Origin of the sequence: Candidatus Nitrosotalea okcheonensis, from assembly GCF_900177045.1 — an archaeon.
GTDB lineage: Archaea > Thermoproteota > Nitrososphaeria > Nitrososphaerales > Nitrosopumilaceae > Nitrosotalea > Nitrosotalea okcheonensis.
Window position 1 is genome coordinate 1,374,151 of the sequence record NZ_LT841358.1, and the last position, 15,466, is coordinate 1,389,616.

The 15,466-nt window shown below is 36.9% G+C and carries 19 protein-coding genes; 4 read left to right on the forward strand and 15 right to left on the reverse strand.

Features of this window, described 5'->3' with window-relative positions:
* Positions 1–27: 27 nt before the first annotated feature.
* Positions 28–831: a metal ABC transporter ATP-binding protein gene (locus BQ3481_RS08225; protein WP_157927832.1), complete on the reverse strand. Its 804-nt coding sequence runs from the start codon at positions 829–831 to the stop codon at positions 28–30.
* Complete coding sequence (locus BQ3481_RS08230; RefSeq protein WP_157927833.1) at positions 822–1,802, reverse strand: metal ABC transporter solute-binding protein, Zn/Mn family; 981 nt, start codon at positions 1,800–1,802, stop codon at positions 822–824. The genes BQ3481_RS08225 and BQ3481_RS08230 overlap by 10 nt, the downstream gene beginning before the upstream one ends.
* A gap of 75 nt (positions 1,803–1,877) precedes the next feature.
* On the opposite strand from BQ3481_RS08230, the gene BQ3481_RS08235 reads away from it, so the two are divergent.
* Positions 1,878–2,261: a CopG family ribbon-helix-helix protein gene (locus tag BQ3481_RS08235; RefSeq protein ID WP_157927834.1), complete on the forward strand. Its 384-nt coding sequence runs from the start codon at positions 1,878–1,880 to the stop codon at positions 2,259–2,261.
* A 12-nt stretch (positions 2,262–2,273) separates the two neighbouring features.
* On the opposite strand, the gene pyrB is transcribed toward BQ3481_RS08235, so the two are convergent.
* Positions 2,274–3,209, reverse strand: coding sequence for an aspartate carbamoyltransferase (gene pyrB, locus BQ3481_RS08240; protein WP_157927835.1), 936 nt, complete (start codon positions 3,207–3,209; stop codon positions 2,274–2,276).
* A 43-nt stretch (positions 3,210–3,252) separates the two neighbouring features.
* Here pyrB and pyrI point away from each other — a divergent pair, with 43 nt between their 5' ends.
* The gene (gene pyrI, locus BQ3481_RS08245; RefSeq protein WP_157928526.1) at positions 3,253–3,714 is read left to right on the forward strand and encodes an aspartate carbamoyltransferase regulatory subunit; all 462 of its coding nucleotides are present in this window, start codon (positions 3,253–3,255) and stop codon (positions 3,712–3,714) included.
* 5 nt (positions 3,715–3,719) lie between these two features.
* On the opposite strand, the gene BQ3481_RS08250 is transcribed toward pyrI, so the two are convergent.
* The 11 genes from BQ3481_RS08250 to BQ3481_RS08295 all read right to left on the reverse strand — a co-directional run bounded on the left by BQ3481_RS08250 (position 3,720) and on the right by BQ3481_RS08295 (position 13,236).
* Entirely contained in the window at positions 3,720–5,735 is a 2,016-nt protein-coding gene (locus BQ3481_RS08250) for a V-type ATP synthase subunit I (protein ID WP_231911770.1), read from the reverse strand.
* Positions 5,736–5,738: 3 nt separating this feature from the next.
* The gene (locus BQ3481_RS08255; protein ID WP_157927836.1) at positions 5,739–6,062 is read right to left on the reverse strand and encodes a hypothetical protein; all 324 of its coding nucleotides are present in this window, start codon (positions 6,060–6,062) and stop codon (positions 5,739–5,741) included.
* Between the two features lies 1 nt (position 6,063).
* Positions 6,064–6,189 carry a hypothetical protein gene (locus BQ3481_RS11880; RefSeq protein WP_255408294.1) on the reverse strand — a complete coding sequence of 42 codons (126 nt, stop codon included), beginning with the start codon at positions 6,187–6,189 and terminating at the stop codon, positions 6,064–6,066.
* On the reverse strand, positions 6,182–6,850 hold the full coding sequence (locus BQ3481_RS08260) for a V-type ATP synthase subunit D (protein WP_157927837.1): 669 nt from the start codon (positions 6,848–6,850) through the stop codon (positions 6,182–6,184). Before BQ3481_RS08260 ends, BQ3481_RS11880 begins: the two co-directional genes overlap by 8 nt.
* Before the next feature lie 2 nt (positions 6,851–6,852).
* Entirely contained in the window at positions 6,853–8,241 is a 1,389-nt protein-coding gene (locus BQ3481_RS08265) for a V-type ATP synthase subunit B (RefSeq protein ID WP_157928528.1), read from the reverse strand.
* Positions 8,241–10,004 (reverse strand): V-type ATP synthase subunit A, encoded by a 1,764-nt coding sequence (locus tag BQ3481_RS08270; protein WP_157927838.1) that lies wholly within the window; start codon positions 10,002–10,004, stop codon positions 8,241–8,243. Before BQ3481_RS08270 ends, BQ3481_RS08265 begins: the two co-directional genes overlap by 1 nt.
* A gap of 9 nt (positions 10,005–10,013) precedes the next feature.
* Entirely contained in the window at positions 10,014–10,352 is a 339-nt protein-coding gene (locus tag BQ3481_RS08275; protein ID WP_157927839.1) for a V-type ATP synthase subunit F, read from the reverse strand.
* Positions 10,353–10,354: 2 nt separating this feature from the next.
* Positions 10,355–11,422: a V-type ATPase subunit gene (locus tag BQ3481_RS08280; protein ID WP_157927840.1), complete on the reverse strand. Its 1,068-nt coding sequence runs from the start codon at positions 11,420–11,422 to the stop codon at positions 10,355–10,357.
* Complete coding sequence (locus BQ3481_RS08285; RefSeq protein ID WP_157927841.1) at positions 11,422–11,976, reverse strand: V-type ATP synthase subunit E; 555 nt, start codon at positions 11,974–11,976, stop codon at positions 11,422–11,424. Before BQ3481_RS08285 ends, BQ3481_RS08280 begins: the two co-directional genes overlap by 1 nt.
* A 12-nt stretch (positions 11,977–11,988) precedes the next feature.
* Positions 11,989–12,333, reverse strand: a complete 345-nt coding sequence (locus BQ3481_RS11755; protein ID WP_231911771.1) for a F0F1 ATP synthase subunit C — start codon at positions 12,331–12,333, stop codon at positions 11,989–11,991.
* A gap of 117 nt (positions 12,334–12,450) precedes the next feature.
* On the reverse strand, positions 12,451–13,236 hold the full coding sequence (locus BQ3481_RS08295; RefSeq protein ID WP_157927842.1) for a sulfurtransferase: 786 nt from the start codon (positions 13,234–13,236) through the stop codon (positions 12,451–12,453).
* Between the two features lie 246 nt (positions 13,237–13,482).
* Here BQ3481_RS08295 and BQ3481_RS08300 point away from each other — a divergent pair, with 246 nt between their 5' ends.
* Positions 13,483–14,163, forward strand: coding sequence for a hypothetical protein (locus BQ3481_RS08300; RefSeq protein ID WP_157927843.1), 681 nt, complete (start codon positions 13,483–13,485; stop codon positions 14,161–14,163).
* A gap of 110 nt (positions 14,164–14,273) precedes the next feature.
* Entirely contained in the window at positions 14,274–14,843 is a 570-nt protein-coding gene (locus BQ3481_RS08305; RefSeq protein WP_157927844.1) for a hypothetical protein, read from the forward strand.
* Between the two features lie 3 nt (positions 14,844–14,846).
* Here BQ3481_RS08305 and BQ3481_RS08310 read toward each other — a convergent pair whose 3' ends face one another.
* Entirely contained in the window at positions 14,847–15,404 is a 558-nt protein-coding gene (locus tag BQ3481_RS08310) for a hypothetical protein (RefSeq protein WP_157927845.1), read from the reverse strand.
* Positions 15,405–15,466: the final 62 nt, after the last annotated feature.

Genomic DNA, 15,466 nt, shown 5'->3' on the forward strand with positions numbered 1-15,466 from the left:
AGGATAGGATATCAAGATTCATGAAAATCACATATCATGTTTATGCATATGCAGTTGCATAGCTGATTCGGAATATGTTTTGAGCATGTCCTTGTTTGCAAAAAATTCTTCTTTTTCACCATGGAAGAATAATTCTCTATTCATGCATGCTACTCTAGTTGCAAGATCTGAAATTGCAGTAAGATCATGTGAAGACCACACTATGGTTATTTTGTTTTCCTTGTTTATTTTTCTAAGTACTGAATAGAATTTGTTTTGCACGTCCATATCTACTCCAGTCACCGGTTCATCCAATATCATCAACGCTGGTTCTTTGACAAGAGATTTTGCAATAAAGGCGCGCTGTTGTTCTCCTCCGGATAATTCACTGATTCTTCTGTTCTTGAATGATTCCAATCCAACAATTTTTAGCGCATCTTCAATTTTTTCATGGTCTTTGCTAGATGTTGGGAATATTCTGTTCCAAGAACACCCACAACCCTGTATCAACGCAACACCTTTCATTAACCTCTTTTTTGATAGAATTCCCATTGCAACTACATCATAAACAGTTGCAGGAAAGTTAGGTTCAAAATTTACTTTTTGTGGCACATATCCTACCATTGAAAGTAATGTGGTGTATTGACTCCCTTCATATCCAAATAACTTGATTTTTCCTTGATAGTTTTGTAATCCAAGAATTGCCCTGAATAATGTAGTTTTACCAGCCCCATTTGGTCCAACAATTCCTAAGAGGTCTCCTTCCTGAACACTAAAACTGATTTTATTTACTGCCAAAGTTCCGTTATGGCTTACTGAGACATTCTCTACGTCTAATGCATTTACTGACATTCTAAAGCCGTTCTCAAATTATGTAGATTCTGATACCACTTATCTAGGTATGTCTTCCCCTCTTGTTGATCAGTTTGATTAATGCCTTCAAGAGGACTCAGTATCAAGACTTGGGCACCCACTTCACTTGCTAGTGTATTGGCAAGTCTTGGATCTACCAAATCCTCTGAAAATATCACCTTGACATCCTTATCTTTCATAATCTGAATTATTCTCAGAATATCTTGTGGAGGTACATCTACTTCTGGTGCCATTCCGCTTATCCATACATCATGTATACCATATCTGTTTGAAAAATAATTAAAGGCATTATGAAATGATACAAAAGTATCTTTTTTGCAGTGTGACAGTCCAGTTTTTATATTGTTATCTAATGCAGCCAATTTTGCAATATACATATTTGCATTATTTTCATAATACTGAGCATTTGTAGGATCTGCTTTTTGCATTGCATTCTTGATATTTGTTACTTCCTGCTCTGCAAATATTGGATCATTCCATACATGTGGATCCATTCCTCCCTGTGCTAAAATTTCCTTATCATTTTCTGCAGAATCTGCTTTTAGTAAAGGAATGCCATCAGTAGCCTTTACAAATGTCATGTTCTGAAATTCTCCCGAGTCCATGAATTTGGAAATATACGCTTCCATACCAGCCCCATTGTAAATGAAAAGTTTTGTTCCTTTTAGCTCCTCAATCTGTTGTATACTAGGTTCCCATTCATGCGGTTCTTCTCCAATCGGTAGAAAGCTATACACATAAGTTTTGTTACCTCCCACATTTCTTGCAAATTCATAGAGTGGGAAAAAAGATGTAGCCACTTTGAGTTTATTATCAGATACATTTTGTGTTGAGACTTGTTGCGACTTGGGAAGATTTTCATTTGTAGATATAGTAAAAATCATTATTGCTGCAATGATCACGCTTCCAATTATTACTGCCTTGAGTTTATTCAACGCAACTTTATTCATAAGTTATTAATAAATTTATAAAATCTTAATAATTATTACTGTTAAACTTATAAGATAGTTAATAACAATCATACCATGCCAATAGTTTCAATATCCCTAAATGATGAGATCCTATCAGAGTTAGACAGGATACAGAAAACAATGGGGTTTTCTGGCAGGTCTGAAATTATTCGCGCTGGCATAAGGAATTTAGTGGCTGAAGAAAAGCAACATAGCATACTGTCTGGACTAATCCATGCTATCCTCATGATTATCCATGATGAAGAATCAGAGCAGATCGTAACAGGAATCAAACACAATCATGAAGATTTAATCGGCACTCATCTCCATAGTAAAGTAGACGGTAACAAATGCATGGAACTTTTCTTATTGCACGGAGATGCTGAAAAGATTAGTATTATGACACGAGACTTTCAGACAAACAAGAAAATGGATAATGTTAAGCTAGTTACCATGTAAAAATTTATTTTCTTATGCTACTCCGTTTTCGTTTAGAATTAGTGCAAGAAGTGCTGCACGTGTATCTTTTCCATATTGTGCTTGCTTAAAGTATTTTGCTTGTTTTGCAGAATCAATCTCGTGTGATATTTCATCAAGACGCGGTAGAGGATGCATTATGATGGCGTCATCTTTTAGTTTCTTGACTAGTTCAGGATCCATTTTATAGCTACCTCTGACTTTTACATACTCTTCAATGTCGGCAAATCTTTCTTTTTGTATTCTTGTTATATATATCACATCGAGATCATCAAGATTTTCTTCCAGATCACTGGTTTCAGTGTATTGTAATTTTTTTCTTATCTCATATGTTGAATCAGATCGGATTTTCAGCGACTGTGGAGATATTAGTTTTACATCAACATTGTAATTGCTTAGTGCGTACAACAGGGAATAGACAGTTCTGCCGTATTTTAGGTCACCAATAATTCCTATCTTAAGACCATCAATTCTCTTTTTTTCTTTTCTAATAGTATAGAGATCAAGTATTGCCTGTGTTGGGTGTTCTTCCGTACCACTTCCTGCATTAATCAGCGGTTTTTCTGATATTTCCGCTGCAAATCTGCTAGAACCATCAAGCTGGTGCCTGAGAACAAGAACATCAGAATACAAGGACATGATTTTTACAGTATCAGCAAGACTCTCGCCTTTTTTTGCAGATGAGGAAGAGGCATCAGCTATTCCAAGAGACGTCCCACCTATTGATGCCATGGCTGCCTCAAAGCTTAATCTAGTTCTGGTACTAGGTTCAAAAAACAAGTACCCAAGGGTCTTTCCACGCACTATTTCCCTTCTTTCACTTTGATTCATCTCAATTATTTTGTCAGTTGCTTGGAAAACGGTTTCAAACTTTTGTTTATCAAAATCTCTCACTGAGACAATATCTTTTTGAAAAAAAGAATTGCTCATTAGTAATTCACTATTATATATGAGTAGTATACAAACTATTCCAATGTCCGAGTCAGATCTTATCGTAAGAAGAATCAAAAATGGAACTGTCATTGATCATATAGAAGCTGGAAAAGGTTTGAAGGTACTAAATGCACTAGGCATAGACGGTAGAGATGGAAACGTGATTACAATTGCACTTAATGTTCCAAGCTCTAAAGTTGCAAAAAAAGATATCATAAAAGTAGAGAATAAATTTTTGCAGGACAAGGATACAAATAAACTCGCTCTAATTGCTCCAAAGGCAACAGTAAACATAATCCAAGATTACAAATTAGTTGAAAAGAGGCGTGTAACTCTACCAAATCAGATTGAACGAATTTTTCGATGCTCGAACCCAGATTGTATAACAAATAGTGATGAAGAAATACAGCCCATCATGGATGTGGTTGATAAGACAGGACTTGTACTAAGATGTAGATATTGCACAAGAACTTTGGATGTTAATGAATTAAAATATTATTAAAATTTCTATTTCTTTTCTGTTTGCATTGCATACTGATCATAGGTAAACTTTCTTGCACTTCCAAATGGTCTGAAGGCTCTTCCATTACCATGATAGAATTTTGAGAAGAATTCTACGTAGATCAACCTAGCTCCCTGAATTCCTGGCTCAAAGACACCAATTACGATATTGAATATGTGACCGATGAAGAGTATTATTGTTCCAAGAATGATGTAAGGTATTGAGTGATGCAATGTCTTGATAAATATGAAATCAATCACATCAGCCAAGATAACAGATGCCAATAGAATACCGATAATTCTTGTATATGATAAGATATGACTTACGATGGATGGCAATTCCATAATTGCTCGAGGGCCTTCTCCTATAAACATCAGTGCCACCCCACCAATCATTAGTCCTATGTAAGCAGCTCCCTGTGCGCTATGGACTGGATTTACATGTTGATGATGCATCAGTGCCAAACCAAATAGCACTACACCCCAACCAAAGAGTAGCCACCCTATTTTACCAATTGCATGTTTTTTCAGACCTTCACGTAAGCTGTTCAATACGCCGAGAATTAATCCAAATGTTACCATTCCAAGGCCAATGTATCCACTAATTAGTAACAACTTTCTAAGGCTAGTAATTGGATTGAATAATGCTCCATCTGCTGGAAGATGCAGGCCAAACGTAGAATTCAGATAGCTAAACAGGTAACCATTGAGATGAAATCCAAAGTACAGGTTAAACACAAACCCTAAGCCTATTGCAATGATGGCACCAGGTGTCATTGCCTTTGCCAGTTTTACCATTTGTCGTCTTTTGAGTATATTCAAGGCAAACTTTCGCAACATGCCCGGCATGATGTTAAAGTCCTTCTTTCCGCCATCGATTCTTCGAATAACCCATCGGCAGACTAGGAGTATGACAAGTCCATATCCTGCATCTCCTACCATCATTCCATAAAATATTGGAAAGAGCAAGCCAAAGATTAGAGTAGGATCAAATTCTCTACCTTCTGGCAGAGAATAAAACCTGATAAAGGCTTCAAAGAGCTTGAATCTTTTTGGATTGTCAAATTGTGTAGGAGGATGTTCATCTGTTTCAAGCTCAAACAGCATAGTTCCTTTTGTATTGTTCGCAAAGACATTCTTTAGTTGATCAATCTTGGATTTTGGAATCCAGCCTTCAAGTGCAAAGGAATCAGATGTCACTCCCAAGTTATCAACGACTTCGAGCTTCTTGTTTTCAATCTCAAGTTGCTCCTCTATGCATACTATGTTGATATAATGAGATTTTGAGATTTCACCTAGTTGTCTTTCAACTTCTTTTAATTTATGAGAAATATCAGCATGTTTTGCTTTGAGGCTTTGTATTAACTGGTCTGCCTTTCCATCTAGTTTTGGAACTGCTTCAAGTTTTACATCATATTCTTGTACCACAGTAGCAAGTGCATGTGGTGGAAAATTTGGAAATGTAATCAGAACAATATTTGTAGTATCTTTTCCTTCTTTTGGATAGACAAAGACATCTTGACTATTGACATCTAGTGTCTTTTTGAAAGCAGTATAGTTTTTAGAATCCAGTCTACCAAAATAAGAGTGAGCCATTTTTAGTTGGAGAACGTTAAAGTCTTCTGGGAAAAAGGAAAATTCTTCAACTAGCTTGATGTTGTTTTCAGTCTCCTTGAGTTGTGTTAAAAGATGTTCTTTTTCTTTTTCCAAAGTAGCAACGTTGCTATCGATGTCAATAGATTTAGCAGCTTGAATTATTTGCTCTATGGAAGTGAATCGTTGACATTGTGTGGATTCAATTGGTGGTAATACAGTTTTTAATGCTTTCATCCTCAAAAGCTGATCTGAAACTTGCCTGAATGTTTCATTGTCACGCTCATTTCGAACAAGTGTAGCAACATCTTTTGACAAGGATTCAAGCTGTACAACATGAAGATCATGTAAAATAGAGACTACGATCTGCTTTTCTTTTCTCAGCCCAAGAACTGCAATTCTTCCCATGGGTACTGGTTTTAGAACCAAATTCTATACCTCTTTTAGTAAAATATCAATTATTTCTTTGACTGTCTGAGAATCAATTCTTGAAGAAACTGTCTTTGCCTTGTTTTTTGCATCTTCTATGATTTTTTCTGTCTCAGCATGTGCTTTCTTTCTTGCCTGATCTATAGAAGACTCGATTAATTTTTCCCCATCAGCTTTTGCGGCTGTAATTGACTGTATTGCATAAGTTTCAAAATTTCGTAATTCCTCTGCTACTCTTTTCTTCTGTTCATCAATTTCCTTTTGTGATCTGTCTTCTATTTCCTTTATTTGTTTGAGGGAGTGGACATATTTTTCTGATGTAGACATTTTAAACTCCAAAAAAGTGCTTTCCAGCATAGAGAGCCAAGGCTACAGTAGCAAGAATATTACCTAGCTTGAATGCTCTAATTATCATAAAAAATCTTTTCTGTTGTTGATTTGCAAAATTAGGCAAGTATTTCCTTCTCCTTTAGTTTTAAAGACTCCTGTTCTCTTTCTCCCATCTTTCTTTTGACCGTCTTTAGCATCATGAAAGTATCTCGTTCCATCTCGTCTAGTCTGAATATAATGAATTTGATAGCAGCCTGTAATCTAGGGATGAATACGTTTTCAATAGCATTAGATTTTCTTTTTGTTTTTTCAATTTCAAGCAATAGTTTGCGAAGTGTGGTTTCCTTTTCTGCAACATCAAGAACCATCTTGTGTACGTTACGAAATGCCTTGATTGCTTCATTAATAGACGGAGGAAGTTCTAGTAGATGTTCTGTAATGACTTGATCACTTTTTCCACCTTCAATTTTTGGAATTCTAACACCCATAACGTTTTTTGGTGTAATTTGTAACTTGTTCAATTGCGGAATCTTCATTGCTTCATTTTCGAGTCTCATGGCACCTGCAAGCATCTCTGCCATTCTAATTGCTTGATATCCCTTTACCAACTCTATTTGAAGGCCACTTCTAAGTGAGGCTACAGTCTTGCTTGTATTAAAGAATTCTAGAATCAATGCTTGTCTTTTTAGCTTTAGTAATTTTAGACCTTTTTTTGCAACAATAATTCTTCTTTTTGTACGAATGTATTCAAGACGTGTTGGTCTGATGTTAATTACTGATGGCAATTTTATGCACCCGTACCAGATCTCTTTCGGTATTTCTCAATAAATTCTGGTTTGATACGATTAAGTTCAGAATCTGATAGTTCACTTAGCAATTCCCAACCAATATCCAAGGTTTGTTCAATTGAACGGTTCTCATCCATTCCTTGGTTTACAAACTTTCTTTCAAAATCATTAGCTACCTTCATGAATTTTCTGTCAAGATCACTGAGTGCCTCTTCACCCACAATTGCAGCCAATGATCGTGCATCTTTACCCTGTGCATAAGACGAATAGAGTTGATCTGCAAGGCTTCTATGATCTTCCCTTGTACTTCCCTTTCCGATACCTTGGTTCATCAAACGTGAAAGACTTGTCAAGACATCTACAGGAGGATGTATATCTCCTCGATGCAAGTCTCTGCTCATGACAATTTGTCCTTCTGTAATATAACCAGTAAGATCTGGAATTGGGTGAGTAATATCATCAGCTGGCATGGTAAGAATTGGAATTTGGGTTACAGATCCATTTCTTCCCTTGATCTTTCCTGCTCTTTCATATAATGATGACAAGTCAGTATACATGTAACCAGGATAACCTCTTCTTCCTGGAACCTCTTCTCTTGCGGCAGAGATTTCTCTTAATGCTTCACAATAGTTAGTCATATCAGTCATAATTACGAGCACATGCATGTCTCTTTCATAAGCAAGGTATTCTGCAGTGGTCAATGCAAGTCTTGGAGTGAGTAAACGTTCCATCGATGGATCGGATGAAAGGTTCAAAAATAGAGCTGTCCTTCCAAGTGCACCACTCTCTTCGAATTGTTTTACAAAAAAGTTTGCCTCTTCACTTGTGATTCCCATTGCTGCAAATACTACTGAAAAGTTTTCTGAGCCACCAAGAACTTTTGCCTGCCTTGCAATCTGTGCTGCAAGCAAGTTGTGTGGAAGACCTGCACCTGAAAATATTGGAAGTTTTTGACCTCTGACCAGCGTATTCATTCCATCAATATTTGACATTCCAGTCTGGATGAATTCAGATGGTTCTTCTCTTGAGTATGGATTTATACCAGAACCAACCAAGTCAACCTTTGTTTTAGAAACAATTTTTGGGCCATTGTCTCTTGGATTTCCTAGACCATCAAAGACACGCCCCAGCATTTCATCGGATACTGCAAGTTGAGCAGTTTCTCCTAGAAACTTTACAGATGTATCACCAATGTTAAGTCCTAGTGTTGCACCAAAGACTTGTACAACTGCAAGACCCTGTCTCGTATCAAGAACTTGACCTTGTCTTCTCTCACCGTTTTGTAATTTGATTTCTACCATTTCTCCATATGCTGCATTTTCCACGCCCTCTACGAACATCAGAGGACCCGCAATCTTTGAAAGTGTCTTGAATGCTATTCCGGACATTATCGTGATGCCTCCATTGATAGAGATGAAAACTCTTGTTGCATTTTGCTCTTTGTATCCTTTACTAGCTGTTCTACCTGATCTTCCTTTGTCCATTTAATTTTTGATATCATTTTTCTTGATTCTAATTGCCCCACCTTTACAGATGTAATTCCTTTCTTGATTGCATCTGCTTCCATTTTACCAAATTCTAGAATTGTTGATAACATTAAGAACTGTTTTCGAATTGATGTGTATGTGTCCACATCATCGTATGCACTCTGTTGTAGATAGTCTTCTCTAATTGATCTTGCAGTATCTAGCACACCCTTTTCTGGTTCTGGAAGTGCATCATAACCTACCAGCTGGACGATTTCTTGCAATTCAGATTCCTTTTGGAGAATTTCAAGTGCCTCTTTTCTTGATTGAATCCATGATGCTGCTACATTGTTCTTGTACCAATCTCCCATACCATCTGCATATAATGAATAACTAGTAAGCCAGTTGATTGATGGGAAATGTCTTCGGGACGCCAAGCTTGCATCAAGTGCCCAAAAGACTCTGGTTACTCTAAGTGTATTCTGAGATACAGGTTCTGAAAAGTCACCGCCAGGTGGCGATACTGCGCCAACAAGTGTAAGAGAACCAACACGTTCTTCAGGTGAAATAACGACTGCTTTTCCACCCCTTTCATAGAATTCTGCCAATCTTCTACCAAGATAAGCTGGATATCCTTCTTCACCAGGCATTTCTTCAAGTCTGCCTGAAATTTCTCTTAGTGCTTCTGCCCATCTTGAAGTACTGTCTGCCATCAATGCCACACCATATCCCATATCACGATAGTATTCACCCATTGTGATACCGGTGTATATACTAGCTTCACGTGCAGCTACTGGCATATTAGAGGTATTAGCAACAAGAATTGTACGCTCCATCAACGGTCTCTTTGATTTTGGATCTTCAAGTTTTGGAAATGTTGTGAGAACTTCAGTCATTTCGTTTCCTCTTTCTCCACAACCTACATAGACAATCACATTACTGTCTGCCCATTTTGCAAGTTGTTGTTGAGTTACAGTCTTTCCACTTCCAAATGGACCTGGAATTGCAGCTGTGCCGCCTTTTGCAACTGGGAAAAATGTATCAAGTACTCGCTGTCCAGTAAGCAATGGCTCTTCTGGTGCAAGCTTACGAAGAACTGGTCTTGGAGTTCTTACAGTCCACCAGCTTGACAGACCAATGTCTGCTTTGGTTCCATTTTGTACAGAAGCTACAATATCATTAACGGTATACTTGCCTTCAGAGATATCAGTTAGTGTACCTTTGACATTATAAGGAATCATTATCTTGTGCATGATAAGTGGAGTTTCCTGGACCTCACCAATTATTTCTCCAGGGGAAACATGATCTCCTTTTTTCTTTATTGGAACAAATTCCCATTTTTTGGTTTGGTCAAGTGCAGGTATGACTTTTCCTCTACTGATAAAGTCACCACTTTGTTCCCTTAAAACATCTAGTGGTCTTTGAATGCCATCATAAATTGATGTTAGTAAGCCTGGTCCAAGCTGCATTGAAAGAGGTCTCTTTGTATTGATTACTTTTTCTCCTGGACGAAGACCTGTTGTATCTTCATAAACTTGAACTGTTGCCTTGTTTCCTTCAATACGAATTATTTCTCCTACTAGTCCCATATCACCAATACGGACTACGTCAAACATTTGTGCTCCTTCCAGACCACTTGCGATTACTACTGGACCCGAAACTCTTGAGATTATTCCATCAGCCATTTATCATCATCAACTCGAGGGGATACTTATTCCTAACACTCTCTTTGCTAGAACAGATATAGATTCTTCTTGAATATTACCTTCTAAAGCAGGCATAAATATCACTAGTGGTTCAATTGAGGCCTCTATTTTCTTTCTAAAAATCGCAGGAAGACTAGATCTTACTATATCGCTTATAATGATTAGACTATAGTTACCTGACGAAAATAGATCCTGAATGATCTTGCTTGCCTCTTCTCCACTTGTGATGAAAGTATCCTCTATTCCTAGAAGATTGTATCCTATAGCAAGCTCGCGCTCACCTACTACTGCTATACGCCCAGTGGTATTGGATTTTTGTTGTGACATATTCATTCGATTAGCAATAACGAGTTGATGTAATCTGCAGAGAGGTTATAGCGTTTACCATAAGCAATTCTTTTGATGTTTTCACGTTCATGTTCTGTGTTAATGATAAAGTAGAATATAGTACCAATTGAGAGTGCAATATTTTTCAATTTTTTGACGTATTCGGAATTTATGAATTTATCCAAAGCAACTTCAAAGTCAATCAAACTATTCGATTTCTTATACTGAGCCAATGCATTGACCAACATGAATCTATTCTCTACTCTGCCGACAATCTCTGAAACATCTTTTGCATTGTAAACATCTAGTAATTCATTTTTGGTCATCTTGCCTCCCTCGATCAGATGTTTGCTTACTATCTCCTTGTCTAGATCAGATTCTTTGGCCTTGAGAAGACTGAGTACATTTTTCTTATCAATCTCTGCCCTTATGAAATCCCGAATAAGACCCTCATCACCCTGGAAAAACTTGAGTGATTCTAGTAAATTACGATAATAGAAAGTTTGTAGTGCAGACATCATGGGACCAAGATTGCCATTATTCTGATATGTTTCAAGGTGCTGCATCAAAATTGTTCCATAGTTGTATTTTACAAGTTGATTTACAACACCATCAACTCCTGTCTGTGACAGAATTATCTTCATTTCATCATGAGAGATGTTTCCAGCAGAGATTCCTGCAGGAACATTTCTGCTTGAAACAAGAAATGACTCTGTCTCTGAAATTGGTCTTCCCATGCTCTTTGCAGAAAGAATTAGTTCAATATTGTAAATATCCCATTTTGAAAGATATGCCCGAATGGCAGATTTGCCATTAAATGGAGTTGCTTCCAGTGCAGTCTTGTTTATATATACAAGATGTCTATTGAGTGCAACTTCTAACAGTTCAGATTCCTTGAAAATTGATGCTGCCTTTTCAATTTCTGGTTTATACCAAGTAGATTCAAGTGCTTTTACCATATCGACTTCATCTTTTGCTTTCATTAGGTTTTGCATTACTTCTTTTGATAAAAGATTAAGGGATATTGCCTGCAGCCTTCCAAATGATGATGCGTATTGTGATGTTGGCATTACATTTTCTCCGAGAGGAAGCTCTTGACTTGGTCTTCATTGGTTCGAAGTAGTTCTTCAAAGGTAAGGTCCAATTCTCTTGTTCCTTCTTTGTTTTCTGCAATGATGCCACCAAGAGTCTTAATTGACTTACTTGTGGTTACTCCAAGTTCCTTGAGAATTGATTTGTCTTCTTCCCGGCAATGAACTATAATATTTTGACCAAGTTTCTTTTTTGAATTGCTGACCATGGTCTCAAGAGATTTCTTGTACTGTGGGCTATTTGTGTAATTTTTGATCTCCTTTTGAATCATGGTAAAGGCAGATTGCATGTTAGCATTAATGGCATCAAACATAATCTTCTTTGCCTGAAGTTTTGAGGCTTCGATTATTCTTGCCTGTTCCCTTTCTGACTTGACTTTAGCTTCAGTTGAAAAACGTTCTTGAATCTCCTTTAAGGTATTATTCATTTCTGCTTGGAGCCTAGACTTGCTTTCTTGAAGATCTTTTTCAAGATCCTCAATTTCCTTTCGCTTTCTAGTCTCTATCTCTTGAATGAACGTTTCAATGCTCATTACTGAAAACCACTATAGTATGCCCAGTAGCAATATGATTCCCAACACGAATCCGATGATCCATAGAGTTTCTGGAATCACAAAGAAGAATAGCACTTGGCCAAACTTCTCTGGCTTTTCGGCAATAATACCCATACCGGCAGCACCAATACCTTGCTGTGCATTACCAGTACCAATAAGACCACCTGCAATTGCAATTGCAGCTGCGATTGCCAAGAGTGGTTTGGTTAATCCACTAGTAGTAGAACTGTCGGCGGCAGCAAATGCGGGAGTTGTCGACACAAAAGTTGATAGTGCAATTGTCAATCCCGCAGCTATAACTAAAATCGATAATTTTGAACGCTTGTTTAGCACCATCACCGAAGACTCATTTAAGGAGGTTATATTAACTTAATTTTTACAAATGTATTTTCAAATTTTTTTAAATTAACTAACATGCGATCATCGTACATTATTTTGTTACAGTCAAGAATCTCAGTTTTGGTTTAGTTCAACTGGAAGATCTAGTTTATTGCCCCATTCTCCCCACGAGCCAAGATAGACCTTGACATTTTTGAAGCCAAGCATTTTGAGTACAAGAAAAGAGTTTGCTGCACGATATCCTCCCTGACAATATACTATAATTTCATCATTCTTTGAAAAATCATACATCTTGGCAAGATCTTCAAGAGATTTCATTGTGCCATCTTCATTGATGTTTAGTATCCAATCTATGTTGACAGCAGTTGGAATGTGTCCCTTTCTTGCTGCACGTATTGTGTTTCCGTCATACTCATCTCTGCTTCTTGTATCAAGAATCTTTGCTGTGCCAATCTTTTTGTTGATGTATTCATAACCTGCAATCATTTCCTTGTTTATCTTACCTGAAAATTTTTCAGGCTTGAATCCATTAGTCTTGGTCTCAATAACAAGGCCTGATCTCTTCCATTTTTTAAATCCGCCATCTAGCATGAATGTATTTTCATGAGAAAAATACATTGATAACCAGACACCCCTTGCTGCACTCATTCCAGATACATCGTCATAGAAAACAACTGTCTTATCTTTTGTAACGCCCAAAAAAGACAGAAGGTTTTCCATTTGTTTTTCAAATGCCTTTATTCCATCTTTGGAGGTGTCAAACCAGTGATAATGAAAAAAATCTAGATTTACTGCACCTGGAATATGTCCTTCCAGATAATCTTTGTATGATCTGCAATCAATAAGAACAAGACTTGGTTTTTTAATCTGTTCCATTAGTTCGTTAGATGAAATCAGCATATTATTACTGTAGACTCGAGGGTAATGTAAATCCATTTTATTGAAATTCGATATGTGTAATATAGAAAAGACAGAGTTTTTCAAGCTAGTCCATATTGTATTTGAGAGAAAATAATTTGTTGCAATCACATGTCACAAATTCTTATATCGTGGGAAAATATGATAATATCACAAAATGAATATTTTAGATTATCAGACTATAAAAGAGAGTCATTTCACCATTCAAGAATCATTTTGTGAATAAAGATGACTAAAACAAAAAAGCAGATCCCAAAACTATCAGTTTTTCAAACATTTAAGACAAAAAATAAAGAATTTACCGGTGAGGCGATGCGCCAGCGTGGAATTATTATTCATCTTGCATCTGAGACTTTGCCAACAAGAAAGACTCGTACTGCTATTGCACACAAGCTGGCAGAACAAAATGGTACTACTTGGCAGAACATCTACTCCGGAATTTTCAGAGATTTAGATGAGATCCTCCTTCCTTTAGAATTGGTAAGAGAGGCTGGGAGATTGCCAATAAAACGTGGTCCAAAGGCGCTCCAAGAACAAGGGGTTCCATACTACCAATTGACTGACAGTGGTTTGCTTGTTGCAGCTTCTGTATCTGATACTGGAAAGGAACGAATTCGTATCATGAATGACTTTTTTGAAAAAGAGACCAACATAAAAGAAAAAGACCTTAGAAAGGCAATTATGACATTGCTTGATGTTGCGCCAAATTTTGTTTTGTTATTGCTGAGAAAATACATTGAATCGTATAGTGAGGGAACAATCGACAGACTTGTTCCGTTCAATTCAGACTATATCAAAAAGGCAGTAAATGAAGCAATACATGTTCAAAGGGAATTATTGGAGGGATTTTCGTCTCTTTCAAGTTCTGATAGAGAACCAATTATGAGTTTTTTTAAGAAGATAGGCTAAGAACATTCGTAGTAATAATTAAAATCCCTTTCCAAAAGAGCTTGATAATATTGATAATGTCATCTAAAGCCATTTTTGTCAAGTCATGTCATATTGGAATATGATGACGCATGGTAGACGAACTAATTGATTATGTGATACATTTGATAGATGCTAAAAAGGGAGACACTGGAAGATTAAGCTATATCCTAGAAGCCCTACAGGACGGTAAGACGATTTATAATTCTGATAAAAAATATCTTGATTCACTCATAGCAACATATCTTGGATCCTCAAAGAGGAAAGTAGGAGAGCAGAAACCTGTTGAAGAGTTAAAGACAGAACTTGCCAGAGTCAATAAGAGATTAGAAAAATTTGAAAAACGGGGATATAGAAAACCAGTTGGAAGAAAGGCCACATTTTTCTTTGTGACATGTTTTTTTGGATGGCATGCCCTAATCACAATGCTTGCCAGGAAATCCATAATTGACATAAAGGATCTAAATCCATATTTTTTACCAATATACCAACTAGACAAGATAATCCCGTCAGAATATCTCCATTATGTATACCAGTTTAATCTCAGCATACCAAAGATTGTGGTTCTTGCATGGGGTGCAATGATACTTGCGTGGATAATATTGGGTTTTGTTTATCTTGTAAAATTCATTCGATCAAGATACAATCCTGCAAAGCACTAAAAGCTATTGCGAGAAATTAAAGTCTCTATTATAGGTCTGGCCTGAGAAAGCAGAGTGTGTAGAATAATATACAGTTCCTGTAAACCGAAATTGTACAGCATGATTCTGTAATGCGGACCAGACTTCGGGGTTATTTCCATCATTGAGCAATTTTGTGTCAACAGAGATGATTTCAGAATTGTGTTGTGTTAGTGGCAGATAAGATGAGCTCTCCCAGCTTCCCTGATATCGCTCTCCATATTGACCATGACCAATGACGATGCCATTTGCATAAATATCATAGCTTACCATCTCAACTATCAGAGTATTGTCATTTGGATTTGTTAGATTGAATTTTGTTTCTAACACTGCATTTCTGCTTCCAACTGATATTATAGACGATCCATTGTATCGAATATCAATAGGTTTCACCTCAGTCATTACGGATGTTAATGCAGACGGTGTATCGGCATTTGGAGTAAACATGTTTTTAAGAATTCCTGAGCTTGGCAGAATTACGATCACACCAAGTATTGCAACAATAACTACTGCTGCAATAACGACAAAGATTTTCTTCTCCAAGGATGTCTTTACCAGTTGTTCAATTCTTAAATGTTGAGTTGAAAACGCTTATAGTAAAAGTT